Annotated in this window: 23 protein-coding genes; 11 read left to right on the plus strand and 12 right to left on the minus strand. The window is 58.0% G+C overall.

All coding sequences use genetic code 11. The features are described from left to right. Positions 1 to 13 precede the first annotated feature (13 nt). Genes PSH96_RS20975 through PSH96_RS21015 form a run of 9 tightly spaced genes read right to left on the minus strand, consistent with a single transcriptional unit; the run spans position 14 to position 9,558 of the window. A complete protein-coding gene (locus tag PSH96_RS20975) occupies positions 14 to 1,093 on the minus strand; it encodes a DegT/DnrJ/EryC1/StrS aminotransferase family protein (RefSeq protein ID WP_058422497.1) in 1,080 nt (359 codons plus the stop codon). 29 nt (positions 1,094 to 1,122) lie between these two features. Continuing rightward, a complete protein-coding gene (locus tag PSH96_RS20980; RefSeq protein WP_305454827.1) occupies positions 1,123 to 3,003 on the minus strand; it encodes a sulfotransferase in 1,881 nt (626 codons plus the stop codon). Beyond that, positions 3,000 to 4,376, minus strand: a complete 1,377-nt coding sequence (locus PSH96_RS20985; RefSeq protein ID WP_305454829.1) for an ABC transporter ATP-binding protein — start codon at positions 4,374 to 4,376, stop codon at positions 3,000 to 3,002. The genes PSH96_RS20980 and PSH96_RS20985 overlap by 4 nt, the downstream gene beginning before the upstream one ends. Next, a complete protein-coding gene (locus tag PSH96_RS20990; protein WP_058422494.1) occupies positions 4,366 to 5,184 on the minus strand; it encodes an ABC transporter permease in 819 nt (272 codons plus the stop codon). The genes PSH96_RS20985 and PSH96_RS20990 overlap by 11 nt, the downstream gene beginning before the upstream one ends. Next, positions 5,184 to 5,729: a dTDP-4-dehydrorhamnose 3,5-epimerase gene (rfbC, locus tag PSH96_RS20995; RefSeq protein WP_305454833.1), complete on the minus strand. Its 546-nt coding sequence runs from the start codon at positions 5,727 to 5,729 to the stop codon at positions 5,184 to 5,186. Before rfbC ends, PSH96_RS20990 begins: the two co-directional genes overlap by 1 nt. Further along, positions 5,729 to 6,613 carry a glucose-1-phosphate thymidylyltransferase RfbA gene (gene rfbA, locus PSH96_RS21000; RefSeq protein WP_305454834.1) on the minus strand — a complete coding sequence of 295 codons (885 nt, stop codon included), beginning with the start codon at positions 6,611 to 6,613 and terminating at the stop codon, positions 5,729 to 5,731. Before rfbA ends, rfbC begins: the two co-directional genes overlap by 1 nt. Before the next feature lie 2 nt (positions 6,614 to 6,615). Next, complete coding sequence (rfbD, locus tag PSH96_RS21005; RefSeq protein ID WP_305454836.1) at positions 6,616 to 7,512, minus strand: dTDP-4-dehydrorhamnose reductase; 897 nt, start codon at positions 7,510 to 7,512, stop codon at positions 6,616 to 6,618. Next, the gene (gene rfbB / locus PSH96_RS21010; protein WP_058422104.1) at positions 7,509 to 8,579 is read right to left on the minus strand and encodes a dTDP-glucose 4,6-dehydratase; all 1,071 of its coding nucleotides are present in this window, start codon (positions 8,577 to 8,579) and stop codon (positions 7,509 to 7,511) included. The genes rfbD and rfbB overlap by 4 nt, the downstream gene beginning before the upstream one ends. Before the next feature lie 4 nt (positions 8,580 to 8,583). Further along, a complete protein-coding gene (locus PSH96_RS21015) occupies positions 8,584 to 9,558 on the minus strand; it encodes a glycosyltransferase family 2 protein (protein WP_305454840.1) in 975 nt (324 codons plus the stop codon). 558 nt (positions 9,559 to 10,116) lie between these two features. Here PSH96_RS21015 and PSH96_RS21020 point away from each other — a divergent pair. Beyond that, positions 10,117 to 11,520 carry an FAD/NAD(P)-binding protein gene (locus tag PSH96_RS21020; RefSeq protein WP_305454842.1) on the plus strand — a complete coding sequence of 468 codons (1,404 nt, stop codon included), beginning with the start codon at positions 10,117 to 10,119 and terminating at the stop codon, positions 11,518 to 11,520. Positions 11,521 to 11,586: 66 nt separating this feature from the next. Here the strand turns inward: PSH96_RS21020 and PSH96_RS21025 are convergent, their stop codons facing one another. Further along, positions 11,587 to 12,447 carry a DMT family transporter gene (locus tag PSH96_RS21025; protein WP_305454844.1) on the minus strand — a complete coding sequence of 287 codons (861 nt, stop codon included), beginning with the start codon at positions 12,445 to 12,447 and terminating at the stop codon, positions 11,587 to 11,589. Positions 12,448 to 12,869: 422 nt separating this feature from the next. Here PSH96_RS21025 and PSH96_RS21030 point away from each other — a divergent pair, with 422 nt between their 5' ends. Both PSH96_RS21030 and PSH96_RS21035 read left to right on the plus strand, forming a co-directional pair. Continuing rightward, entirely contained in the window at positions 12,870 to 13,661 is a 792-nt protein-coding gene (locus tag PSH96_RS21030) for a CPBP family intramembrane glutamic endopeptidase (RefSeq protein WP_305454845.1), read from the plus strand. Between the two features lie 73 nt (positions 13,662 to 13,734). Continuing rightward, a complete protein-coding gene (locus PSH96_RS21035) occupies positions 13,735 to 15,300 on the plus strand; it encodes a PAS domain-containing methyl-accepting chemotaxis protein (protein ID WP_305454847.1) in 1,566 nt (521 codons plus the stop codon). 102 nt (positions 15,301 to 15,402) lie between these two features. On the opposite strand, the gene PSH96_RS21040 is transcribed toward PSH96_RS21035, so the two are convergent. After that, the gene (locus tag PSH96_RS21040; protein WP_305454849.1) at positions 15,403 to 16,095 is read right to left on the minus strand and encodes an alpha/beta family hydrolase; all 693 of its coding nucleotides are present in this window, start codon (positions 16,093 to 16,095) and stop codon (positions 15,403 to 15,405) included. A 79-nt stretch (positions 16,096 to 16,174) separates the two neighbouring features. Here PSH96_RS21040 and ccoN (PSH96_RS21045) point away from each other — a divergent pair, with 79 nt between their 5' ends. The 8 genes from ccoN (PSH96_RS21045) to ccoP (PSH96_RS21080) all read left to right on the plus strand — a co-directional run bounded on the left by ccoN (PSH96_RS21045) (position 16,175) and on the right by ccoP (PSH96_RS21080) (position 22,998). Next, positions 16,175 to 17,599, plus strand: a complete 1,425-nt coding sequence (gene ccoN / locus PSH96_RS21045) for a cytochrome-c oxidase, cbb3-type subunit I (protein WP_065929839.1) — start codon at positions 16,175 to 16,177, stop codon at positions 17,597 to 17,599. A gap of 10 nt (positions 17,600 to 17,609) precedes the next feature. Next, entirely contained in the window at positions 17,610 to 18,218 is a 609-nt protein-coding gene (gene ccoO, locus PSH96_RS21050) for a cytochrome-c oxidase, cbb3-type subunit II (RefSeq protein ID WP_034108140.1), read from the plus strand. A gap of 3 nt (positions 18,219 to 18,221) precedes the next feature. Then, the gene (locus tag PSH96_RS21055; RefSeq protein WP_056861518.1) at positions 18,222 to 18,422 is read left to right on the plus strand and encodes a cbb3-type cytochrome c oxidase subunit 3; all 201 of its coding nucleotides are present in this window, start codon (positions 18,222 to 18,224) and stop codon (positions 18,420 to 18,422) included. Then, positions 18,419 to 19,366, plus strand: a complete 948-nt coding sequence (gene ccoP / locus PSH96_RS21060; protein WP_305454852.1) for a cytochrome-c oxidase, cbb3-type subunit III — start codon at positions 18,419 to 18,421, stop codon at positions 19,364 to 19,366. The genes PSH96_RS21055 and ccoP (PSH96_RS21060) overlap by 4 nt, the downstream gene beginning before the upstream one ends. Positions 19,367 to 19,782: 416 nt before the next feature. Then, positions 19,783 to 21,225, plus strand: a complete 1,443-nt coding sequence (ccoN, locus tag PSH96_RS21065) for a cytochrome-c oxidase, cbb3-type subunit I (protein ID WP_138814388.1) — start codon at positions 19,783 to 19,785, stop codon at positions 21,223 to 21,225. Next, complete coding sequence (gene ccoO / locus PSH96_RS21070; RefSeq protein WP_056861521.1) at positions 21,225 to 21,833, plus strand: cytochrome-c oxidase, cbb3-type subunit II; 609 nt, start codon at positions 21,225 to 21,227, stop codon at positions 21,831 to 21,833. The genes ccoN (PSH96_RS21065) and ccoO (PSH96_RS21070) overlap by 1 nt, the downstream gene beginning before the upstream one ends. 5 nt (positions 21,834 to 21,838) lie before the next feature. Continuing rightward, complete coding sequence (locus tag PSH96_RS21075; protein WP_005790274.1) at positions 21,839 to 22,024, plus strand: CcoQ/FixQ family Cbb3-type cytochrome c oxidase assembly chaperone; 186 nt, start codon at positions 21,839 to 21,841, stop codon at positions 22,022 to 22,024. Continuing rightward, positions 22,021 to 22,998, plus strand: a complete 978-nt coding sequence (gene ccoP, locus PSH96_RS21080; protein ID WP_305454855.1) for a cytochrome-c oxidase, cbb3-type subunit III — start codon at positions 22,021 to 22,023, stop codon at positions 22,996 to 22,998. The genes PSH96_RS21075 and ccoP (PSH96_RS21080) overlap by 4 nt, the downstream gene beginning before the upstream one ends. 468 nt (positions 22,999 to 23,466) lie before the next feature. On the opposite strand, the gene PSH96_RS21085 is transcribed toward ccoP (PSH96_RS21080), so the two are convergent. After that, complete coding sequence (locus tag PSH96_RS21085) at positions 23,467 to 23,925, minus strand: hypothetical protein (RefSeq protein WP_305454857.1); 459 nt, start codon at positions 23,923 to 23,925, stop codon at positions 23,467 to 23,469. Between the last annotated feature and the right edge of the window lie 302 nt (positions 23,926 to 24,227).

Consider the following 24,227-nt stretch of genomic DNA (forward strand, 5'->3'; position numbering starts at 1 on the left):
ACAAAACTGCCGGTCACGACAGGTCTTGTTTTACCAGCCGGCAGATCATGTCCACCTCTTCCAAAGAAAGGGTGTGATACAGCGGCAAGCAAAGAATTCTGCGAGAAATATCTTCTGCGACGCTGGCGCTCTGCCCGTGTACATACGGCAGTTTTGTCAGCGACGGGTAGAAGTAACGACGTGGGTAGATGCTGTTCAGGTTGAGAAATTCAACCAGTTTCAAGAGCACCGCTTCGCTTTGAAACACCACCGGAAAATACGCGTGGTTATATTCAGTCTTCGGCAGGATCTTCTGGAAAGTGACAGGCAGCCCTTCCAGATTTTGCACATAACGCTCACACAGTTGGCGGCGCACCTTCAAGATATCGGGTACATGCTTGATGTTGCACAGGCCCATCGCCGCATGAAACTCGGAGTTCTTGCCGTTGATACCCACATCGCCGAAATCAGTCGCCGAGGAGTGGCCGAAGTTTCGCATCATGGCCATGCGCTTGGAGACATCGGCGTGCGGGCTGATCACGGCACCGCCTTCCACTGTATGGAAGAGCTTGGTGGAGTGGAAACTGCACGTCGACACGTCACCGTAGGCCAGCAAGGATTTGCCTTTGTGCTGTGTACCAAAAGCGTGCGCCGCATCGTAGATCACTTTCAAGTTATGCTTTTTGGCAATAACCGCAATCGCTTCGACGTCACACGGGTTACCAAAGACATGCGTGGCAAGGATCGCTGTGGTCTTTTCGGTAATGGCCTGTTCGATCAGGGTCACGTCGATGTTCAGCGTGTCCCGGCAGATATCGACCATGACCGGCTCGCAATGCTCCCAGACAATGCTGGAAGTGGTCGCAACATAACTGAACGGCGTAGTGATGATTTCGCCTTGAAGTTCAAGCGCACGGATTGCAATCTGCAGCGCGACGGTGCCATTGCTCAAAAACAGCAGATTATCAACCGACAGGCATTCTTTGAGCTTGATTTCCAGCTCGTTCAGCAAAGGGCCGTTGTTCGTTAACCACTCGCGAGACCATATGCCTGCCAGATAGCTCTGATAGTCGGCGTACGGCGGCATAAAGGGTTTGGTGACTGTAATATTCATGAAGTTCTCAAGCGAAAATTAATAACATCTCATTTAGAGAGACGTTTTCTTAGGATTCCATACCACGAACGCTCAAATTCATTAAGACGGCCTTCCAAATCCTCGATCAATAGTTTTTGATCGGTGATTTCCTGAACGAGTTGGGAATTCGTATTAGCACTGACAACAGCATCGAACATCAGTTGTTCGATTTTTTCCGCCTGTTGCATGCTCGTTGAATTCAACGCGTCAACAGAAGCAGTCAGTTGTTGAATCAAACGCTCTCGGGTAGCGAGGTGTTTTTCCGCAACTTCAGACTGTTGTCTCTGTTCGGCCAGCGATTGTTCAAGCACATTAATGCGCTCGCCACGATCTGCACTGTCTTTTTTCAAAGCCTCATTGGCTTCGCCTGCCTGCTCAAGCAAGCGTTCACGTGCCTGCAACGCTTGCTCAAGTATCACCCGCTGCTCTGCATGAGCAGCCAGGGCCTGCTCAACCTGCAGTACCTGATGTGTACGGTTATCAATTTCTTGCTTCAAACCGTCGATCGTCTGCCTAAGCTCGCTCAGCTCATGTTCCTGAGCCTCCCGGCTGTGCTGCATAGCTTCTACTTGCTCAGCCTGGGCGGCAAGTGTTTGCTGCAGTGTCTCGTTCAATTCGGCGCCGGTTGCATACTCCTGCTCCAGCGCGTGGAATTTTTCACCCAACTCGTCTATCAAGTTGCCGCGGGCTTGCCACTCATCTTTGATAAACGCCGCGTGCTCGGTGTGGCCTGCGAGCGTCCTTTCCAAGGCGTAAATCGTCTCCAGACGCTCGGCATTGTCCTGTTCCAGGCGATGAATGGTACTGCCCAGATGCTCCAGCAACTCACCGCGAGCAGCCCAGTCCTTCTCGACCACGCTGGCATTGCCGATATGCTGAGCGTAATCAGCCACCGTTTGCTCAAGCTTTTGAATATGCTGGGACTTTTCCTGATTGTCCTGCTCCAGCGCGTTGAGGTTGTACTCACGCAGGTGGAAGTTCTCCGCCCCCTCTTCATCTGGACTACCGACCGGGTAACCGTAACGAGACAACCAATGGGCGATCTCTGGCGGGAGGCTCTTGTCAAAAGCACTGTCATTTTTGCGCCAGGCTTCAACGTTGTCCGAAAACACGGTTTTAGTCTTTTGTTTACGCCATGCCGAATAGGCCTGGGACGATACTTGCCCCATATCGAACTTGCAGAACTGGTCGTAATCAATGAACCCCTGAGGGTCCAGCATCGTCGGGTCAAAGTCGACGCCGAGGAATGTGCAAATTCTTTTCAGCTCTGCTGTCGTGTCCGACACCAGGCTTTCATATTTAACTTCGAGGTAATTCGAAGGTTTCACGAAGAATTGCGCATCCAACGCGATTTTCTTGATTTCCCGCTGCCACCTTGAAAGGTTCAAACGCGCCGAGCGGTGCCACCAGGTAGTCCGCGAAAACGACAGTGCGACATCACGCCCATCACGGACAACATGAATGAACTTTGCAGTGGGAAACAAACTTGTGACTAAATCCAGGCGTTGCCCGTACCACGGCGTCTGCTCGATAAGCCAGCGTTTACCGTGGCTTCGAGCGACGGCCGCATAAAAGGCGGTGACAAACTCACGCAGTGAACGCTTGGGTGTCGTGCCTTGACGGCAGAAGCCGGGGTAGTCAAAAAACTGATCAAGGTTGTGCGGGCAGCCGCGCTCAATGATCGAGATCAATTGATCGCTGCCGAGTCCCTGCTCCTTGGCGAGCAGGTACTCTTCATACAGCCGGTTGCCGTTGCCGGAGTATTCGAACAGCAACTGGATTTCCGGCGGCACACACAGCGCCGGGTTGCTGTTCAGCATCTGGGCCAGCCAGGTAGTGCCGCAGCGCCCGGTGCCGATGATAAAGGCCTGTTTGATTTTCTCGCTCACTGCAGTTCCTCAAGCCTCAACTCTGCGAACTGATGGACTTGGGACCACACCCGGGCCTTCTCCCAACGCGCAACGCGGAAGACCACGGCATCATTGATCAAGTCAATGAACTCTGCCGATTCGTTATCCACAATCGGCGAAGAAATGTTGATCCGCAACGAGTAATAGCCTTCCTGCAAAGGCATCGTGAACACATATTCAGCGACGTATTTGCTGCCCGGCTTGGTCAGCAGGTAAGGCTGGTCAACATGCTGGAACCCACAGCCGGTAATGTTGTTTTTCTTTTCGTCAAAGACACTGACATTCAAGGTAATGGATTTCTCGGCGTAAGCCTCGAAATTTACCCTGATCTTGACCTGCTGGTTGAAATCCAGAAAGGTCGTGGGCTCATCGTCCATATCCAGCAATTCGACAGCGCGGGCCTTGACCTCGCCCGTACCGTAGCGGAACTGAGCGACGCGTGCTTCGAACGCGTGGTCGATCTGGAAGGCCTTCTGCTCAACCACTGGCAGCCCTAGCGGCGGCTCAACCGCCTGGGCCCCCTCAGTCCCCTCAGTCGATTCAGCAAACGACTTGGACACGCGCGCAAACTTGCGGTGTTCCGCGTTCATTTCCTCGCGCATCGAGCGAACATACAACTCGGTCACATCGGCCGATGGCCCCACGGCAACCACTTTACCGCCGTCCAGGTACACACAGCGCGAACACAGGCTTTTAACCGTGCCCACATCGTGGCTCACAAACAGAATGGTGGCCCCACGCTCTTTGATCTGCGTCAGCGCGGTCATGCACTTGGCCTGGAAATTCATATCACCGACGGAAAGCGCTTCGTCGACAATCATGATTTCAGGGTCAGACATGATGTTGCAGGCAAAGGCCAGCCGCACGAACATGCCGCTGGAGTAGGTTTTTACCGGCTGCTCAAGGAACGCACCAATGTCGGCAAAGGCCGCAATTTCATCAAAACGGTCTTCGATTTCCTGACGGCTAAGCCCCAGGATCGCGCCGTTCATATAGACGTTTTCGCGCCCGGTGAACTCCGGGTTGAACCCGGAGCCGAGCTCCAGCAAGGCTGCGATGCGGCCATTGGTCTGGATGGATCCCGCCGTCTGGCTGAGCGTCCCGCAAATCACCTGCAACAGCGTGGACTTACCACTGCCGTTGCGGCCGATGATGCCTACCGTCTCGCCCTTTTTGATCTCGAAAGACACGTCCCGCAACGACCAGAACTCGTTGAAATACTGCTTTCTCTGCAGACCGAAAGCCCCTTGAAGACGGGGGTAAAGCGACTGTTTCAAACGGTCATGGGGCTTAGCGTAAATCTGATAGCACTTGCTAAGATTTTGTACGGTGATCGCGTTATCAGAGGACATCTGCAAACCCTTTGCGAGTTTTCTGGAACCAAGCAAAACCCAGCCAAGCAATAAAGAGGGAGCTGACAAAGTAAATGGCAAGGAACTGCAGATCAGGCACCACACCCCAGAACAGCACGTCGCGCCCGCCTTCTACCACGGAGGTCAGAGGGTTGAGCAGCAGCAGGATCTGAAACCGCTCTGGCAGCGCACTTGCCGGATAAAAGATCGGCGACAGGAACATGGTCACGGTGGTCAGGATGGCGACGAACTGCGTGACATCGCGCAGATAGACCCCCAAAGAGGCCAGGAACCAGGTCAGACCCATGATCAGAAACAGCAACGGCAGCACGACGATTGGCAGCAACAGCACGGTCAAATGCGGCACACCGAACAGGAACACATAGGCCGTCAGCCACACCAGCACACTCACGGCGGCATGGAACAGTGCACAGCCCAGCGACACCCAGGGCAGCACCTCGAGCGGGAACACCACTTTCTTGACGTAGTTGACGTTCGCCAGAATGAGCGCCGGGCCTTTGTTGATGCATTCAGCAAAAATATTGAAGACGATCAAACCCACAAACAGAACCATGCCGAATTCCGACATCGAAGTACTGCCCGAGCTCCAGCGTGCCTTGAAGACCACGCTGAAGACAAAGGTGTAGACCGCCAACATCAGGATCGGCGTGATGAACGACCAGAGCACGCCCATGATCGAACCCCGATAGCGCCCTAACACATCGCGCTGAATCAGGGTCCGGATCAACTGACGGTTGCGCCAGAGGCTCCCCACCATCTCCCGGGGAGACACAGAAAAATTCTGCATCAGTCAAACACCTCGGCAGCCGAGAGCAACTGCCCTTTGGTGTCTTTTTCCGAAAGTGTCGGGGCGCCGTCGATCGGCCACTCGATTGCCAGGCTCGGATCATCCCAAGCAATGCAACGCTCGTGAGTCGGAGCGTAGTAATCCGTGCTCTTGTAAAGCAGCTCCGCAGACTCGCTCAGCACCACAAACCCGTGGGCAAAACCTTCCGGAATCCATAGCTGGCGCTTGTTTTCGGCGCTCAGCACTTCACCCACCCACTGCCCGAACGTCGGGGAGCCTTTGCGGATATCGACAGCCACATCAAAGATCTCGCCCGACACCACACGCACCAACTTACCTTGCGGCTGACGGACTTGGTAATGAAGACCACGCAATACGTTTCTCACAGAGCGAGAGTGATTATCTTGAACAAACTTGACCGAGCGGCCGATGGCGCTCTCAAACTGCTCTTGATTGAAACTCTCAAAAAAGAACCCACGCTCGTCGCCGAACACTCGGGGCTCGATTAGAACGACGTCTGATATCGCTAGCTCTGTGTGCTTCATTAATAAATCTTCTCGGTCAGCAGACGTTTCAGGTATTGGCCATAACCATTTTTGAGCAACGGTGCGGCCAGGCGCTCCAGTTGCTCGGCATCGATCCAGTTCTGACGGAAGGCGATCTCTTCAGGGCAGGCTACTTTCAGGCCCTGACGGTGCTCCAGCGTGGCAATGAAGCTGCTGGCTTCAAGCAGGGAATCGTGAGTGCCGGTGTCCAGCCACGCGTAACCGCGACCCATGATCTCGACCGACAGCTTGCCGCGCTCCATGTAGATGCGGTTCAGGTCGGTGATTTCCAGCTCGCCACGCGGCGACGGCTTGATGCTCTTGGCAATCTCGACCACGTCGCGGTCATAGAAGTACAGGCCGGTTACCGCGTAGTTCGACTTGGGCTTGAGCGGCTTCTCTTCCAGGCTGATGGCCTTGCCCTGGGCATCGAACTCGACAACGCCGTAACGCTCCGGGTCGTTGACGTGGTAGGCAAATACGCTGGCACCCTCTTCGCGCGTCATGGCACTGGAGAGCAATTGGTTGAAGTGGTGGCCGTGGTAAATGTTGTCACCCAGCACCAGCGCCGACAGGTCGTTGCCGATAAAGTCTTCGCCGATGATGAACGCCTGCGCCAGGCCATCCGGGGAGGCCTGCACGGCGTAGGAAATATTCAAGCCCCAGTTGCTGCCGTCACCCAGCAGTTGCTCGAAGCGCGGGGTGTCCTGCGGCGTGGAGATGATCAGGATGTCGCGAATCCCCGCCAGCATCAGCGTGGTCAGCGGGTAGTAGATCATCGGCTTGTCGTAGACCGGCAGCAATTGCTTGGAAATCGCCAAGGTCGCAGGATGCAGACGGGTGCCTGAACCGCCGGCCAAAATAATGCCTTTACGTTTTTGCATGTTTATTTCTCTAGAATTTCTACGAGCATCCGTGCCACGCCGTCCTGCCATTGAGGCAAGCGCAGTGAGAAGGCATTCTGCAGTTTTTGAGTGTTGAGTCGGGAATTGCCAGGGCGCTGGGCGGGCGTGGGGTACGCGGCGGTGGTGATCGCGCCCACATTGGCCGGTTCGACCTTGAGCTGCACGCCGGCCGCTTGCGCCTGTTCCAGCACGAAACGGGCATATCGGTGCCAGGTGGTCTCGCCCGCTGCTGCCAGGTGATAAATCCCGCTCAGTTGCGGGTTCGAACCCAGGGTGCGGATAGCGTGGGCGGTGATGTCGGCCAGCAGGTCGGCGCCGGTGGGCGTGCCAAACTGGTCGTCAATCACGTTCAGGCTGTCGCGCTCGCGGGCCAGGCGCAGCATGGTCTTGGCGAAGTTGTTACCGCGCGCGGCGTAGACCCAGCTGGTACGGAAGATCAGGTGCGCACAGCCGCTGGCCTGGATGGCCTGCTCGCCTTGCAGCTTGGTCGAACCGTACACGCTCAGCGGGCCGACCGGGTCGCTTTCCAGCCACGGCGTGTCGCCGGTGCCGGCGAACACGTAGTCGGTGGAATAGTGCACCAGCAACGCATTCAGCTTCAGCGCTTCGGCGGCCAGCACTGCCGGGGCTTCTGCGTTCACACGCAGGGCCTGGGCAGGCTCGCTTTCGGCTTTGTCGACGGCAGTGTAGGCGGCGGCGTTGACGATCACGTCAGGCGCAAAGCGCTGCACGGTGGCGGCCAGGCCTTGCAGGTCGTTGAGGTCGCCGCAGTAGTCCTGGCTTTTGGAGTCGAGCGCCAGCACTTGGCCCAAAGGGGCCAAGCTGCGTTGGAGTTCCCATCCCACTTGGCCATTTTTGCCAAGCAGAAGGATCTTCATGCCGTACGCTCGGCGTAGTTCTTTTCAACCCACTCGCGGTACGAGCCGGATTGGATATTGCTGACCCAACCCTGGTTATCCAAGTACCACTCGACGGTCTTGCGAATACCGGTTTCGAAGGTTTCAGCCGGCTTCCAGCCCAACTCACGCTCCAGTTTGCGCGCGTCGATGGCATAGCGGCGGTCATGGCCCGGGCGATCGGTCACGTAAGCGATCTGATCGCTGTAAGGCTTGCCGTCCGCTTGAGGGCGCAGTTCGTCGAGCAATGCACACACCGTGTGGACGATATCCAGGTTCGGCTTCTCGTTCCAGCCACCGACGTTGTAGACCTCGCCCACAGTACCGGCTTCCAGTACACGACGGATGGCGCTGCAGTGGTCTTTTACGTACAGCCAGTCACGAATTTGCTGACCATCGCCGTACACCGGCAGCGCTTTGCCCGCCAGCGCGTTGACGATCATCAGCGGAATCAGTTTTTCCGGGAAATGGTAAGGACCATAGTTGTTCGAGCAGTTGGTCGTCAGCACCGGCAGACCATAGGTATGGTGATAGGCGCGGACCAAATGGTCGCTCGCGGCCTTGCTCGCCGAGTAAGGGCTGTTAGGCTCGTACTGGTGGGTTTCGGTGAACGCAGGGTCGTCCTTGGCCAGGGAGCCGTAGACTTCGTCAGTCGACACGTGCAGGAAACGGAAGGACTGCTGCGCTTCGCCTTCCAGGCCTTTCCAGTAGGCACGTACCGCTTCCAGCAGACGGAAAGTACCGACGACGTTAGTCTCGATAAAGTCTTCCGGGCCATGGATAGAACGGTCGACGTGCGACTCGGCAGCGAAGTTCAGGATCGCGCGCGGCTGGTGCTCTGCGAGCAAGCGCTGGACCAGTTGGGTGTCGGCGATATCGCCCTGTACGAACACATGGCGCTTGTCACCCTCGATCGAGCTGAGGTTCTCCAGATTGCCGGCATACGTCAGCTTATCCAGGTTAATGACCGGCTCATCTGTCTGAGCTACCCAGTCCAATACAAAGTTTGCACCGATAAAGCCCGCACCGCCGGTTACTAAGATAGTCATTGAGTCAGATCTTTTTCAGTAGTGTTGCAAAAATTAGCCCGAGGTTCCCCATGAACGTCTGCCGATATAAACCGGCAGACCAGAACCCCAGCACTCGTCTAAATAACGTTTGACTGCGTGCACCTTTAAAGCGCGCAAGCGTCGTTCGATGTTCTTCACAAAGACGATGCTCCATGGCTTCGAGGGCGCGAATGTTCTGTTCGTTCCACTCGTAAAAACGTCCTTGAAAGATCATCCGCAGCCGAACCAGGCGTGCTGCCCAGCTGGAGTTGCTGCCAATCAGATTTTCATCATGCTGGCGGTACTGCATTCTAGGCTCGGGATCGTAGTGAACGATACCTCCCGCGCCCGTAACGAGTTGATACGCCCACCAATCATGAGAGGGGACGACGACATCCGCGCCTGCCTCCATGATCAGCTTGCGAGCGGCCTGATTGAACACCATGGTATTGCCGCCCGCAATGCTCTGAACGAGTGCGTTCGAGAAGTGCGGAGGCAAGGAAAACCGCGGTGAAAAACCCAGTGCAACGCCCGAGTCACTGACCAGCTGCGTGCGGCCACAGTAAAGGGCCGGCACATCCGAAGGCTGGCTCTGCAGCCACTCAACGGCCACCTGTAGTTTATCTTCGTTCCAGATATCGTCCTGATCACACCAGGCAAAATAATCGGCCTGGATGTCGGCGCGACACGTCAACGAAAGAAAATTGGCAACAAAGCCCTTTTGCGGGCCACGCACCACGCTTAAGCGGTCGCTGCCCCAGCGATTGCAGTACTGCTGAAAGATCGCCGAGGAGCCATCTTTGGAGCCGTCATCCGAAATGACTAACGTCCAGCCACGGTAGCTCTGCCGCTCAATGGAGTCGAGCTGATCCGCAAGGAACGTCTCCCCATTGTACGAGCACATCAAAACCGCAACATTTGCCAGGCAAACGTCGTTCGGCAGAGCATTGGAAAGGCTACGCGATGTGAAAATAGACACGATATCCCTTTGAGATGTACTACATATCCTGCAGGGAGGTAGGATATTGGCCGCAATAAGGTCGGAATTATTACAGTATTGGACTGTAAGAGCAATCTTACTTGTGACCGACGGTCAAGCATGCTGAACCTGCCACAGCGCTCTAAGATGGGGCCTTGCACCGCCAGCCCGCCACTTGCATTTTTGCCTTGCCAACCGACGGTTTCAGGCCGGCTGCCGACAACGCTGACACGCCCAAGTTCCAACGCCGCCAACTAGCCCGACGAACGACTGCGCACCACTGCGCCTGCCAGCGCGCACCGCCCAACTCACTGCGCGGTCACCAGCGCGAAAGGTATAGTTCATATTCAGTTATGATGCGTCGACAACTTCGAGTATGCGTACCAACTGATCTATATCAACGAACGCTCAATAGCGGCAGTTACGTGCTGGATGACGTACCCGAACCACTTCATTATTGCGCTCATAACAACCCTTCGGTCGACGCTACACAACTCAAAAGAGTATTAGAACTACTTTGTCAAATAAATTATGAGCCGCGTTGAAACTGGAGCTGGAATGATTACCAAGACCCTCGCGATTATCGGCGCAGGCTTCTGCGGTTCGACGCTGGCTGTGCATTTGCTGCGCCACCCGCCGGTCACACCGCTGAAAATCCTGCTGATCAGCCGGCCAGGCAGCATGGCTCGGGGTATCGCCTACAGCACGCAGGCCCGCGCGCACGTACTTAACGTACCGGCCGGCAGGATGAATGCGCTGGCCGGTGAAGACGATAGCTTTTATGACTACGTAAAACGCAGCCATCCCGACGCTACTCCAGCGCTCTTTGCGCAGCGGCGCCTTTACGGTGATTACTTGCAAGCACTGCTGCAACAGGCATCCGACAACGCGGCGCCCGGCTGCCAATTGCAGGAAGTGATTGGGGAAGTGGTCAAGATAATCCCTCAGCCAAATGCTCAGGGTGGCCTGCTGTTGATGGATAACGGCGAACATTACCGGGCCGACGCCATCGTTTTGAGCATTGGCAGTTGTGCACGCCAAGCGCCTTCCATTGCTCCCGAATATCGACCGTTCTATGAAAGCCCAGGCTATGTACACGACCCATGGCAGCCTGGCGCACTCGATCGTATCGGCACAAACGACCCGGTCTTCCTGATCGGTAGCGGGCTGACGATGCTGGATGTGGTACTCGACCTGCGCGACCGTGGGCACACCGGCTCTATTCAAGCCGTGTCACGCCGTGGCCTGCTGCCACAGCCCCACCGCGAACTGAACGCGCATCCCGACTACGACGAAGGGCTGGCACAGCACATGCTCAGCGATTGCAGGGTGCGTCACTATGTACGCGCAGTGCGTGATGCGATTCGCCAGCATGCGCAAGCGGGCGGAGACTGGCGAGATATCATCGGCGGGCTGAGATCTGCCACCCAGCAACTGTGGCACGCCTTGCCACTTAATGAACGCCTGCGTTTCCTGCGGCATGTACGCCCCTACTGGGATGCCCATCGCCATCGTTGCGCACCACAACCGGGGGCACGCATGCAGGAGGAACTGGCCAGTGGCAAACTCAAGCTTATGGCCGGTCGCATCGTCGGCTACACCTCAAACCCCGGCAGCGTGAGCGTTTGCGTACGCCGTCGTGGTACCCGCGTCGAAGAACAGCTGGAAGTCAAAGCAGTGATCAATTGCACGACGCCAGCACTGGACCTGCGTCAATTGGACGACCCGTTGCTCAAGTCCCTGCGGGCTGATGGCCTGCTGGTGCCTGATGCGCTCGGCACCGGTATGGCTATCGCACCGTCCGGCGCGCTGCTTGATTGCCATGCAGCACCGTCAGACTGGCTGTATTACGTCGGCCCCTTCCTCCAGGCGCGCGACTGGGAGGCCACCGCCGTCCCGGAACTGCGCGAGTACGTGAAGCAGATGGCACAGACGTTGGCCACGACCCTCAGCCGAGCATGAATCGCACGCTGACGGGGCTCGTTTTGGCGAGCCCCGTCAGCGCCGACTCAATGGTCAGTCTCCGGCTCAGCTTCTGCGAAACACAAACCCCAACCCGACAATGATCAACCCCATCCCCAGCACGCTCAACAGCGCAAGCCGATTGCCGAAGATCAGGTAGTCCATCACTGCCGTCACGGCCGGTACCAGGTAAAACAGGCTGGTGACATTCACCAGATTGCCACGCGCGATCAGTCGATACAGCAGCAGCGTCGCCAGCACGGACACCACCAGGCCCATCCACAGCACTGGCAGATAAAAGCTGGCGCTTTGCTCAAAGTGAAACGGCTGGAACGGCACAAACACCGCGCACAGCAGCAGCCCCGCCACGTACTGCACCGGCAGCGTACCCAAGGGGTTGTCGGTGATACGTTTTTGCATGATCGAACCGAGCGTCATGCTGGCCAGCGCCAGCAAGCCGAACAGCATCCCGGCCAGGGACATACCCGACAGCCCGATGCCCTGATAGACCACCATGATCAACCCCGCCAACCCCAGCCCCAGGCCGAACAACCGGCTGAGCGAGCGCTGACGCTCCATCAGCACCACCGTGAGGATCGGCTGCACGCCCATGATGGTGGCCATCATCCCTGGCGTGACTTTGAGGTCCAGCGCCAGCAGGTAGAAAATCTGATACGCCCCCAACAACACCAGGCCGGTCGCCGCCGCGTACAGCATGGGTTTGCCGGGGCGCGGCAGTTTCAGCTTGAGGATCGGCACCAGGATCACCAAGCCCGCCAGGGCGATGGCAAAACGGATCAATAAGAAGGCAAAGGGTGAAGCATGGGCCAGGCCCCACTTGGAGAAAATCGCCCCACTGCTCCACAGCAGGACAAACAGGCTCGTCGAGGCCGCCGCGGCCACGGATTGTTTCGAAAAAACAGACATGGTTACCACCTGTCATCAGGCAAAAAAAGCCGATTCAGCAGACGCTGAGATTCAATGGTTTTTTTTCAGGCGGGCAGACGGGAACAGCGATTCGCTGATCAGCCCGAAATGCCAACACCCGGCGGTGATACGACTGCGTACACCGGCGTGCTACTGACAGGTGGGGGATAGTGACTGATCTGCGCAGGCTGTTTGTTCCCACACGGCACGACCACAGCGTTGACCGCTGAATCGACTACCGCTATGCGCTGGGAAGCTGGCATGTGCTGATCTTTTTGAAGGGATAAAGACGCAGGAACTATAACCAGCCGCCAACCGTTTTTGCAATCACTTCACCCAAGCGTTTTGCGTGGCAGAGTTTTCATGCCGGCAACGAAAGTCGCTCGTTATAATGCTGGCCAGTTTTTTTTCAAGGATTTCACATGTTTGCTCTGCCCTGGCTGTACCTCGTGCTGCTTTCCATTGGTTATGTACTGGCCCTGACCTACGGGCAACTGGGCATGCTGGCGGCGGTCTCCGTGGTCATGCTGCTGATCGCGGGTTACGCCGTGCGCCAGCAACGCAACCAGTGGGCGCGTTACCTCGGGCACGGCTTGTTTATCGTACTGGCACTGGGCCTGGCGATGCATTGGTTGCCAGGTTTCTACAACGGCCGTGGCATCGCGCCTCAACGCTTTACGCCTGATTCGGTGCCCTTCTCGATGTACCTCAACCAGGACAAACCGCTGATCGGCTTCTGGCTGCTGCTGGCCTGCCCCTGGATCGTGGCACGCAGGTCATTGCGCCTGTCGATCTGCGTCACGGCGTTGGCCTTGACCCTGACGGCAGTCGCGGCGCTCGGCGGCGCAATGTTGCTGGGGATGATCAGTTGGGCGCCCAAATGGCCGGAACAGGCGTGGCTGTGGGTATTGAACAACCTGCTGCTGGTGACCCTGGTTGAAGAGGCGTTGTTTCGTGGCTACATCCAGGGCGGCCTGAGCGAGCGCTTCAAACACCTGCCTTACGGCGAGAATGTGGCACTGCTGCTGGCCTCGCTGTTATTCGGTTTGGTGCACCTGGGCGCGGGTTGGCATTGGGTATTGCTGGCCAGCATCGCCGGGGTCGGTTATGGCCTGGCTTATCGCTTTGGCGGGTTGGGCGCGGCAATCGCCACGCACTTCGGGCTGAACCTGCTTCACTTCGGGCTGTTTACCTACCCGATGCTGGCCGGCTGATTATTGCAAAAATAAGTTAAATAAAAGCCCGCAAGCGCCGATAACCCCTGAAAGCCTTGCGGATTGAACAACCATGCGTAATAACCAACCCGTTACCCAGCGCGAACGTACCTTCCCCGCTCAGCAACGGTTGATCTCCACCACAGACGCCAAAGGCGTGATTACCTACTGCAACGACGCGTTCGTCGAAATCAGTGGGTTCACCCGCGACGAACTGGTCCGAGCGCCGCACAACCTGGTGCGTCACCCGGATGTTCCGTCGGCTGTGTTCGCGCACATGTGGTCCACGCTCAAACAAGGCTTGCCATGGATGGGCATCGTCAAGAACCGCTGCAAGACCGGCGATCACTACTGGGTTAACGCCTATGTGACACCGGTCTTCGATGGCAACCAGGTGATCGGCTACGAATCGGTGCGCATCAAGCCCACCGCCGAGCAGATCCGCCGGGCCGAAGCGCTCTATCAACGCATCAACCAGGGCAAGTCGGCCGTACCGCAGCGCGACAAGTGGCTGCCGGTGTTGCAGGACTGGCTGCCGTTTATCCTGGTCAGCCAGCTGAGCTTCATGATCGGTGCATCGCTCAACTCCCACTGGGGCTTTGCCCTGGCGGCGGGCCTGTCGGTGCCACTGGGTCTGTTGGGGCTGAGCTGGCAGCAGCGCGGCCTGAAGCGTTTGCTGCGTTTGGCCGAACAGACCACCTCCGACCCGCTGATTGCGCAGATGTACACCGACAGCCGGGGCGCCCAGGCGCGGCTGGAGATGTCGATTCTCAGCCAGGAAGCGCGCTTGAAGACCTGTCTGACACGTTTGCAAGACACGGCCGAGCACCTCAACGACCAGGCGGCGCGGTCCAACACCCTGGCGCATAACAGCTCCAGTGGCCTGGAACGCCAACGCGTGGAAACCGAGCAGGTGGCCACGGCGGTCAACCAGATGGCAGCGACCACTCAGGAAGTCGCCAGCCATGTACAGCGTACGGCGGACGCCACCCAGGAAGCCAATCGCCTGACCGGTCGCGGCCGCGACATCGCCGGGGAAACCCGCGAGGCGATCCAGCGCCTGTCGGTGGCCGTGGGCGAGACGGGTGTGACCGTCACCCAACTGGCCAAGGACAGCGATGAAATCGGCGGCGTGGTCGATGTGATCAAAGGCATTGCCGACCAGACCAACCTGCTGGCACTGAACGCGGCCATTGAAGCGGCGCGCGCCGGTGAGATGGGCCGAGGTTTTGCGGTGGTGGCTGACGAAGTTCGCCAACTGGCGCAGCGCACCGCCGAGTCCACCGGGCAGATCCATACGCTGATCGCCAAGCTGCAACACACCGCAGCGGCGGCCGTACAAACCATGGACGCCGGGCATCGCCAGGCTGAAGAAGGTGTGGCGCGGGTGATGGAGGCGGATCAGGCGTTGGTGGGCATCAGTGAGGCGGTGGCCAATATCACCGACATGACCACGCAGATTGCCGCCGCGACCGAAGAGCAAAGCGCAGTGGCCGAAGAGATCAGCCGTAACATCAGCACAATTGCGCTGTTGGCGGACCAGACCTCGGAGCAGGCGATGAACTCGGCGCAGTTGAGTGAAGAGCTGACGCATACAGCCAATACCCAGTATTCGCTGGTAGAGCGTTTTAACCGGTAGACCCTTGTGGCGAGGGAGCTTGCTCCCGCTAAAGGGCGAAGCGCTCCCAAGATTTTGGGGCCGCTGCGCAGCCCAGCGGGAGCAAGCTCCCTCGCCACGGTTTCAGTGAACGCCCAAAAACTCAGCCACCTTCACCGCAGCCGCCTCCAAATGCTGCTCATGACTAAACCCCGAAGCCTTCAACGGCTTTAAATCATGATCCCCCGCCACCAGCCACATCACGTCGATGCTCGGCGATAACACATACCCCTCCACCGCCGCCCGATTACCCAGCGCATCGCGCTCGCCCTGCACAATCAACGTCGGCACCTTCAACCCGGCCAGATGTTCGACCCGAGGTTTTTCCGGCTTGCCCACCGCATAAAACGGATAACCCAAACACACCAGCCCGTCAGCCCCCAGCTCATCGGCCAACAAACTGGCCATGCGCCCACCCATGGACTTGCCGCCAACCGCCAGCTTCCCAGCGACATGACGTCGCACCTCGGCATACACCTCACGCCAGCATTCGAGCAGTTTCGGCGCCGGGTTCGGCGGGCGTTTACCGCCGTCCACGCGGCGTTGAGCCATGTACGGGAACTCGAAGCGCAACACGTTCACACCATGCCCGGCAAGGCGTGCAGCCATGTCGTTCATGAAGGATGAGTCCATCGGTGCACCGGCGCCGTGAGCCAGGATCAGCGTCACAGGTTTGCGTGCGATAGCCACGGTCGCGGCATCCCACAACCAGCCTCGCTCGCGCACACACTGCGCCCATTGATCCCCGTCAATACTGGCCTTGTGCTCTTTGCCCATGCTTGCCTCGCTTTTTAGTCTGCCTATAACTCCAGCCCAAGTGCCGCATTTGCTTGGGTTGAACCGTGGATGGGGAACCATGAACACTACTTTAAGTACCGCCTATAACTACAAGGTGGTCCGCCAATTCGCCATTATGACGGTGGTGTGGGGCATCGTCGGCATGGGGCTCGGGGTTTTTCTCGCCGCCCAATTGGTTTGGCCTGCACTCAATTTCGATTTGCCCTGGACCAGCTTCGGCCGTTTGCGCCCGCTGCACACCAACGCGGTGATCTTTGCTTTCGGTGGCTGCGCGCTGTTCGCCAGCTCGTTCTACTCGGTGCAGCGTACCTGCCAGACGCAGCTGTTCGCGCCAAAAATCGCCGCGTTCTGCTTCTGGGGCTGGCAGTTGGTCATCCTCCTGGCCGCGATCACCTTGCCGCTGGGTTACACCAGCTCCAAGGAATACGCCGAGCTGGAATGGCCGATCGACATCCTCATCACCATTGTCTGGGTGGCCTACGCCATCGTGTTCTTCGGCACGGTGATGAAACGCAACACCAAGCACATCTACGTGGGCAACTGGTTCTTCGGTGCGTTCATTATCACCGTGGCCATCCTGCATATCGTCAACAACCTGGAAATCCCGGTCAGCCTGACCAAGTCCTACTCCCTCTACGGCGGTGCGACGGATGCCATGGTGCAATGGTGGTATGGGCATAACGCGGTAGGCTTTTTCCTCACCGCAGGCTTCCTGGGGATGATGTATTACTTCGTGCCCAAGCAGGCCGAACGTCCGGTGTATTCCTATCGTTTGTCCATCGTGCACTTCTGGGCGCTGATCACCCTGTACATCTGGGCCGGCCCCCACCACTTGCACTACACCGCGCTGCCGGACTGGGCACAGTCGCTGGGCATGGTGATGTCGCTGGTACTGCTGGCACCCAGCTGGGGCGGCATGATCAACGGCATGATGACCCTCTCGGGCGCCTGGCATAAGTTGCGCAGCGACCCGATTCTGCGCTTCCTGGTGGTCTCTCTAGCCTTCTACGGCATGTCGACCTTCGAAGGGCCGATGATGGCCATCAAGACGGTCAACGCCCTCTCCCACTACACCGACTGGACCATCGGCCACGTACACGCCGGCGCCCTCGGCTGGGTGGCGATGATTTCCATCGGCGCGCTGTACCACATGATCCCGAAAATCTTCGGCCGCGAGCAGATGTACAGCCTTGGCCTGATCAACGCGCACTTCTGGCTGGCCACCATCGGCACCGTGCTCTACATCGCTTCGATGTGGGTCAACGGCATTGCCCAGGGCCTGATGTGGCGTGCGGTCAACGAAGACGGCACCTTGACCTACTCCTTCGTCGAAACCCTGGTGGCCAGCCACCCTGGCTTCATCGTGCGGTTGGTGGGCGGTGCGATCTTCCTCAGCGGCATGTTGCTGATGGCTTACAACACCTGGCGCACCGTGCGCTCGGCGCAACCTGCCGAAGTCACCGCTGCGGCGCAGATGGCCTGAGGAGTCGATGATGAAACACGAAACGATTGAAAAGAACGTCGGCCTGTTGATGCTGCTGATGGTGCTTGCCGTGAGCATCGGCGGCCTGACCCAGATCGTCCCGCTGTTCTTCCAGGACGTCACCAACAAACCGGTCGAAGGCATGAAGCCCTACACCGCACTGCAACTGGAAGGGCGCGATATCTACATCCGCGAAGGCTGTGTGCAGTGCCACTCGCAGATGATCCGCCCGTTCCGCGCCGAAACCGAGCGCTACGGCCACTACTCGGTAGCCGGCGAAAGCGTGTGGGACCACCCGTTCCTGTGGGGTTCCAAGCGCACCGGGCCGGACCTGGCGCGCGTCGGCGCACGCTACTCGGACGACTGGCACCGCGCGCACTTGTACAACCCGCGCAACGTGGTGCCGGAGTCAAAAATGCCGGCCTACCCCTGGCTGGTCACCGCGCAGGTCGACAGCAGCCACACCGAGACCAAGTTGAAAGTGATGCGCACCCTCGGCGTGCCGTACACCGACGACGACATCAGTGGCGCCGTCGCCAGCCTCAAGGGCAAGACCGAGATGGACGCGCTGGTTTCGTACCTGCAAGTGCTCGGCACTGCCATCAAGAGCAAGAGGTGAGCCATGGGATTTGAATTCGATGCGGGCACCATCCGCGGCCTTGGCACGCTGGTGGTCGCCATCGCCTTTATCGGCCTGTCGCTGTGGGTGTTCAACAACCGGCGCAATGCGGACTTCGAGCAGGCCCGCCTGCTGCCGTTTGCCGATGAACCTTCCCCATCCGACGCTCAAGAAGAGCCTGCAACAAGGAGCACCCAGCCATGACTACCTTTTGGAGTACATGGATCTGCGTATTGACCCTCGGCAGCCTGATCGGGCTGACCTGGCTGTTGGTCGGCACCCGCAAGGGCGAGACCAAAGGCAGCGTGGACCAGACCATGGGCCATGCCTTCGACGGCATCGAGGAATACGACAACCCGCTGCCCCAGTGGTGGTTCATGCTGTTCGCAGGCACCCTGGTGTTTGCGGTCGGCTACCTGATCCTCTACCCGGGCCTGGGCAACTGGAAAGGCGTATTGCCGGGCTATGAAGACGGCTGGACCCAGACCAAGGAATGGGACAAGGAAATGGCCAGGGCGGACGCCAAGTTCGGGCCGATCTTCGCCAAATTCTCGGCCATGCCGGTGGAGGAAGTGGCCAAAGACCCGCAGGCGCTGAAAATGGGTGGGCGCCTGTTCGCCTCCAACTGCGCGGTGTGCCACGGCTCGGATGCCAAGGGCGCGTATGGCTTCCCGAACCTGGCGGACAACCTCTGGCGCTGGGGCGGCTCGGCTGAAGCGATCAAGGCGACGATCATGAGCGGGCGCCATGCGGCGATGCCGGCCTGGGGTGAAATCCTCGGTGAAGACGGCGTGAAGAACGTCGCCGCTTATGTGCGGCATGACTTGGCCAAGCTGCCATTACCGGCCGACAACACCGCCGACCTGGTGGCCGGCCAGGCCGCGTTCAACACCACCTGCGTGGCGTGCCATGGCCCACAAGGCCACGGCATGGAGCCGATGGGCGCGCCGAACCTGACCGAGCCCGCCGGTTTTATCTACGGCACCAGCCTGGCCCAGTTGCAGCAGACCATCCGCCACGGGCGCCAAGGGCAGATGCCGGCGCAGGAGGTACTGCAAGGCAATGACAAGGTGCACCTGCTGGCGGCGTACGTGTACAGCCTGTCCCATAACGCTGATGGCGCAACGCCAGAAAGCCAACCTGAGTAACTGCTGACCTGTGGCGAGGGAGCTTGCTCCCGCTGGGCTGCGAAGCGGCCCCAAAATCCTGGGAGCGCTACGCACTCCAGCGGGAGCAAGCTCCCTCGCCACAGGTTCACCTCGCGGCCAAGTGTCGCACCCTTCCCAAGTCCAACTTTCCCCTCCTCACTTTCGGGTCTACGCTTGTTCCCACAGTGGACCAATCCTGGCCTACGCGACGGTATTCGTTGCGCCCCTGAAAATTCCTGTCCACTTGATCAGCTTTCCATTTCCGATTTTGTCCCTACGCAAAACATGGAAAGGGCGCAGAATCTGGCTCGGAACGCATTGATACAGGTCAGTCATTGCGTTGCAATGGCCCCTCGCTTTCTCCATACTTGCGGCCGATTTTACCTATAAAAAAACCTAAACCGTGGAACCTTAGAATGAGCACAGCAATCAGTCCGACTGCTTATAACTATAAGGTAGTCCGCCAGTTCGCCATCATGACGGTGGTCTGGGGGATCCTTGGCATGGGGCTCGGGGTGTTCATCGCCTCGCAATTGGTTTGGCCGGAATTGAATTTCGGTTTGCCATGGACGACCTTCGGCCGCCTGCGCCCGCTGCACACCAACCTGGTGATTTTTGCCTTCGGTGGTTGTGCGCTATTTGCCACCTCCTACTATGTCGTGCAGCGAACCTGCCAGACGCGACTGATCTCCGATGGCCTCGCCGCCTTCACCTTCTGGGGCTGGCAAGCCGTAATCCTCGGCGCCATCATTACCCTGCCGCTGGGCTACACCACCACCAAGGAATACGCCGAGCTGGAATGGCCGATCGCGATTTTGCTCGCCATCGTCTGGGTGACCTACGCGGTGGTGTTCTTCGGCACCATCGTCAAGCGCAAGACCAAGCACATCTATGTGGGCAACTGGTTCTACGGTGCCTTCATCCTGGTGACGGCGATGCTGCACATCGTCAACCACGCATCCTTGCCGGTGAGCTGGTTCAAGTCTTACTCGGCCTATGCCGGGGCGACCGACGCAATGATCCAGTGGTGGTACGGCCACAACGCCGTGGGATTCTTCCTCACCACCGGTTTCCTGGGGATGATGTACTACTTCGTGCCCAAGCAGGCCGAACGCCCGATCTATTCGTATCGCCTGTCCATCGTGCACTTCTGGGCGCTGATCACCCTGTACATCTGGGCCGGTCCCCACCACCTGCACTACACCGCACTGCCGGACTGGGCGCAGTCGTTGGGCATGGCCATGTCGATCATCCTGCTGGCCCCAAGCTGGGGCGGCATGATCAACGGCATGATGACGCTGTCGGGCGCCTGGCATAAATTGCGCACCGACCCGATCCTGCGCTTTCTGGTGGTATCGCTGGCGTTCTACGGCATGTCGACCTTCGAAGGGCCGATGATGGCCATCAAGACGGTCAACTCGCTGTCCCACTACACCGACTGGACCATCGGCCACGTACACGCCGGGGCGCTGGGCTGGGTGGCGATGATTTCCATCGGCGCGCTGTACCACATGATCCCCAAACTGTTCGGCCGCGTGCAGATGCACAGTGTCGGGCTGATCAACGCGCATTTCTGGCTGGCCACCATCGGCACCGTGCTCTACATCGCCTCGATGTGGGTCAACGGCATCACCCAGGGCCTGATGTGGCGTGCCATCAACGATGACGGCACCCTCACCTACTCCTTCGTCGAAGCGCTGCAAGCCAGCCATCCGGGTTACATCGTGCGCGCACTGGGCGGTGCATTCTTTGCCTCCGGCATGTTCCTGATGGCTTACAACGTCTGGCGCACTGTGCGTGCTTCCGACCCGGTAGAAGCCGAAGCCGCCGCCAAGATCGCCGTTGTGGGAGCTCACTGATGAAGCATGAAGTAGTCGAGAAGAATATCGGCCTGCTGGCCTTCTTCATGGTCATCGCCGTGAGTATCGGCGGCCTGACCCAGATCGTTCCGTTGTTTTTCCAGGACGTGACCAACAAGCCGGTCGAAGGCATGAAGCCGCGCACCGCCCTTGAAGTCGAAGGCCGCGACGTCTACATCGCCAACGGCTGTGTGGGTTGCCACTCGCAGATGATCCGCCCGTTCCGTGCAGAAACCGAACGCTACGGCCACTACTCGGTGGCCGGTGAAAGCGTGTGGGACCACCCGTTCCTGTGGGGCTCCAAACGTACCGGCCCGGACCTGGCCCGTGTCGGCGGGCGTTACTCCGATGACTGGCAGCGCGCGCACTTGTACAACCCGCGCAACGTGGTGCCAGAGTCGAAAATGCCGGCGTACCCGTTCCTGGTGGAAAACAAGCTCGACGGCAAGGACACCGCCAAGAAGCTCGAAGTCTTGCGCACCCTGGGCGTGCCCTACACCGATGAAGACATCGCCGGTGCAGCCGCTGCCGTGAAGGGCAAGACCGAAATGGACGCACTGGTGGCCTACCTGCAAGGCCTTGGCACCATCATCAAAAGCAAACGGTGATCTTCATGGATATCGGGATGATTCGTGGCCTGGGCACCGTTGTGGTGATGGTGGCCTTTGTCGGCCTGGCGCTGTGGGTGTTCAGCCCGCGCCGCAAGTCGGAGTTTGACGACGCGACCATGCTGCCCTTTGCAGATGATCCCGAGGCCATCAAGCACGTCGAGCAAGCTTCTAGGAGTAACAAAGAATGACTACGTTCTGGAGTCTGTACGTCACAGTCCTCAGTCTGGGTACCATTTTCGCCCTGACCTGGCTGCTGCTGTCGACCCGCAAGGGCCAGCGCACCGAACAAACGGACGAGACCGTCGGCCACTCGTTCGACGGCATCGAGGAGTACGACAACCCGCTGCCAAAATGGTGGTTCATGCTGTTTGTCGGCACCATCATCTTCGCCCTTGGCTACCTGGCGCTGTACCCCGGCCTGGGCAACTGGAAAGGCCTGTTGCCGGGCTACAACTACCTCGACAATGACAAGCAAACCCCCTTCGCCAACGGCCAGACCGGCTGGACCGGCGTGCACGAATGGGAAAAGGAGATGGCCAAGTCGGACGCCAAGTTCGGCCCGATCTTCGCCAAATTCGCCGCGATGCCGATTGAAGAAGTCGCCAAAGACCCGCAAGCCTTGAAGATGGGCGGCCGTTTGTTCGCCTCCAACTGCTCGGTGTGCCACGGCTCCGACGCCAAAGGCGCCTATGGTTTCCCCAACCTGACCGACGCCGATTGGCGCTGGGGTGGCGAGCCGGCCACCATCAAGGAAACCATCATGAAAGGCCGCCACGCGGTTATGCCGGCCTGGGCCGAGGTCATTGGCGAACAAGGCGTGGCCGACGTGGCGGGCTTTGTGGTGACCAACCTCGATGGCCGCAAACTTCCGGAAGGCGCCAAGGCCGACGTAGCCAACGGCGAGAAACTCTTCGCCGCCAACTGCGTAGCCTGCCACGGCCCGGCCGGTAAGGGCACCCCAGCCATGGGCGCGCCGGATCTGACCCACCCGGGTGCATTCATTTACGGTTCGAGCTTTGCGCAACTGCAGCAAACCATCCGTTATGGCCGTCAAGGCCAAATGCCGGCGCAGGAGTTGCTGCAAGGCAATGACAAGGTGCATTTGCTAGCGGCGTATGTTTACAGCTTGTCCCATGAGGATAAAGTGCCAGAGGCGCAATAAAACCTGAAAAATACAACCCCCCCTGCTGCTCAGCTAAGTGCCCGGATAGAGATTTTCGCATTTAGCTGATCAGTGGATCAGTGGATCAGGGCTGAAGCCCTTGTCCAGCATGGCCTTCACCAAAAAAACGCGCACTAAAAATACGTGAAAACTTTTCTTCAGGCACTTACTAAATAGAAAGAGCGCAAAGTCACCGGTGGTGAGGGAACTAGCACCCTCGCCACCAGGGCGGCGACGCCGCGAGTTCATGAACTTAGCGTTGTTACCTGCAACACCAATCACATTAGACCAGGTATTACCCTAACAAAACCAACGGAGCGTTATTTTCATCACGTTCACACTTATCATCAACGATGGTGACACGCAGAAACCCCACCTGCTTTAGTTCAGGCGGGGTTTGACAACATACCGCGACTCACACGTCGAACCACACCAAACAATTTAATGTACAGGCGAGATTATGCGAGCTCAAATATCAAGCTTATGAGGGAGGGTATGCAAACCAAACGGTCTCACACTTGTATCAGAAACTCCAGCGGATATCACACCCTTCTGCGCTCGCTTGGGGTTAATGACATTTTGAATACTCTGCTTGTCAATTTTACCATCAACGTTTCCTTTGCCATCGGCATCGAGTTTATGCATAAGCTCTGGGCGATCGAGGATCTCTTGAGCCAACATGGAATCGTCCCAAGACAGACCAGAACGAGCAGGATCGGTAGCAGCCTGCTTGAGTGATTTTAGCGTGATAAATCCTTTGTTCTCAGGATCCTCAAACTTATCAAAGTTTCCTGCTAGTTGCGTGCTGATTTCTTTATCGCTCCAATCCCTAAAGGGTGTAACAGCCCCCCCCTTTGCATCACCGCTCAGCAGCGGCGCATGATCAGCCAACAAAGTTTTGAATCCTGTAGCAAGAATTGCGTCCATATAACCCTCATCATTTAAGTTAAGTACCCCAATAGAAAACCTGCGTATTAAGCGGATCCACGCATTCGACTGAAGCACTGAAAGCACCTGAAAAATCTCTTCAGAAACTTTTGCAAGCTCTGACTAATCACCAAAAACAAAACGTTGGTTCCCAATAAATAAATCTCGTTACACTCCAGCAAACCTCTACGCGAATATCACCACTCTGACAGTGCACTCCCAATGCCATGAGATATTGATGGAGCAGGTGCCCCTCTATCGATTTCTCCCGGCGAACTGACGCTTACCGGCCAAACCGTCCA

This window comes from Pseudomonas sp. FP2338 (assembly GCF_030687515.1).
Classification (GTDB): Bacteria; Pseudomonadota; Gammaproteobacteria; order Pseudomonadales; family Pseudomonadaceae; genus Aquipseudomonas; species Aquipseudomonas salomonii.

Excerpts from the sequence above, each read along its gene's own strand:
- PSH96_RS20975 (WP_058422497.1), bottom strand. The coding sequence starts at position 1,093 with ATGAATATTACAGTCACCAAACCCTTTATGCCGCCGTACGCCGACTAT.
- PSH96_RS20985 (WP_305454829.1), bottom strand. The coding sequence starts at position 4,376 with ATGTCCTCTGATAACGCGATCACCGTACAAAATCTTAGCAAGTGCTAT.
- PSH96_RS20990 (WP_058422494.1), bottom strand. The coding sequence starts at position 5,184 with ATGCAGAATTTTTCTGTGTCTCCCCGGGAGATGGTGGGGAGCCTCTGG.
- rfbC (WP_305454833.1), bottom strand. The coding sequence starts at position 5,729 with ATGAAGCACACAGAGCTAGCGATATCAGACGTCGTTCTAATCGAGCCC.
- rfbA (WP_305454834.1), bottom strand. The coding sequence starts at position 6,613 with ATGCAAAAACGTAAAGGCATTATTTTGGCCGGCGGTTCAGGCACCCGT.
- rfbD (WP_305454836.1), bottom strand. The coding sequence starts at position 7,512 with ATGAAGATCCTTCTGCTTGGCAAAAATGGCCAAGTGGGATGGGAACTC.
- rfbB (WP_058422104.1), bottom strand. The coding sequence starts at position 8,579 with ATGACTATCTTAGTAACCGGCGGTGCGGGCTTTATCGGTGCAAACTTT.
- PSH96_RS21020 (WP_305454842.1), top strand. The coding sequence starts at position 10,117 with ATGATTACCAAGACCCTCGCGATTATCGGCGCAGGCTTCTGCGGTTCG.
- PSH96_RS21025 (WP_305454844.1), bottom strand. The coding sequence starts at position 12,447 with ATGTCTGTTTTTTCGAAACAATCCGTGGCCGCGGCGGCCTCGACGAGC.
- PSH96_RS21030 (WP_305454845.1), top strand. The coding sequence starts at position 12,870 with ATGTTTGCTCTGCCCTGGCTGTACCTCGTGCTGCTTTCCATTGGTTAT.
- PSH96_RS21035 (WP_305454847.1), top strand. The coding sequence starts at position 13,735 with ATGCGTAATAACCAACCCGTTACCCAGCGCGAACGTACCTTCCCCGCT.
- PSH96_RS21040 (WP_305454849.1), bottom strand. The coding sequence starts at position 16,095 with ATGGGCAAAGAGCACAAGGCCAGTATTGACGGGGATCAATGGGCGCAG.
- ccoN (WP_065929839.1), top strand. The coding sequence starts at position 16,175 with ATGAACACTACTTTAAGTACCGCCTATAACTACAAGGTGGTCCGCCAA.
- ccoO (WP_034108140.1), top strand. The coding sequence starts at position 17,610 with ATGAAACACGAAACGATTGAAAAGAACGTCGGCCTGTTGATGCTGCTG.
- PSH96_RS21055 (WP_056861518.1), top strand. The coding sequence starts at position 18,222 with ATGGGATTTGAATTCGATGCGGGCACCATCCGCGGCCTTGGCACGCTG.
- ccoP (WP_305454852.1), top strand. The coding sequence starts at position 18,419 with ATGACTACCTTTTGGAGTACATGGATCTGCGTATTGACCCTCGGCAGC.
- ccoN (WP_138814388.1), top strand. The coding sequence starts at position 19,783 with ATGAGCACAGCAATCAGTCCGACTGCTTATAACTATAAGGTAGTCCGC.
- ccoO (WP_056861521.1), top strand. The coding sequence starts at position 21,225 with ATGAAGCATGAAGTAGTCGAGAAGAATATCGGCCTGCTGGCCTTCTTC.
- PSH96_RS21075 (WP_005790274.1), top strand. The coding sequence starts at position 21,839 with ATGGATATCGGGATGATTCGTGGCCTGGGCACCGTTGTGGTGATGGTG.
- ccoP (WP_305454855.1), top strand. The coding sequence starts at position 22,021 with ATGACTACGTTCTGGAGTCTGTACGTCACAGTCCTCAGTCTGGGTACC.
- PSH96_RS21085 (WP_305454857.1), bottom strand. The coding sequence starts at position 23,925 with ATGGACGCAATTCTTGCTACAGGATTCAAAACTTTGTTGGCTGATCAT.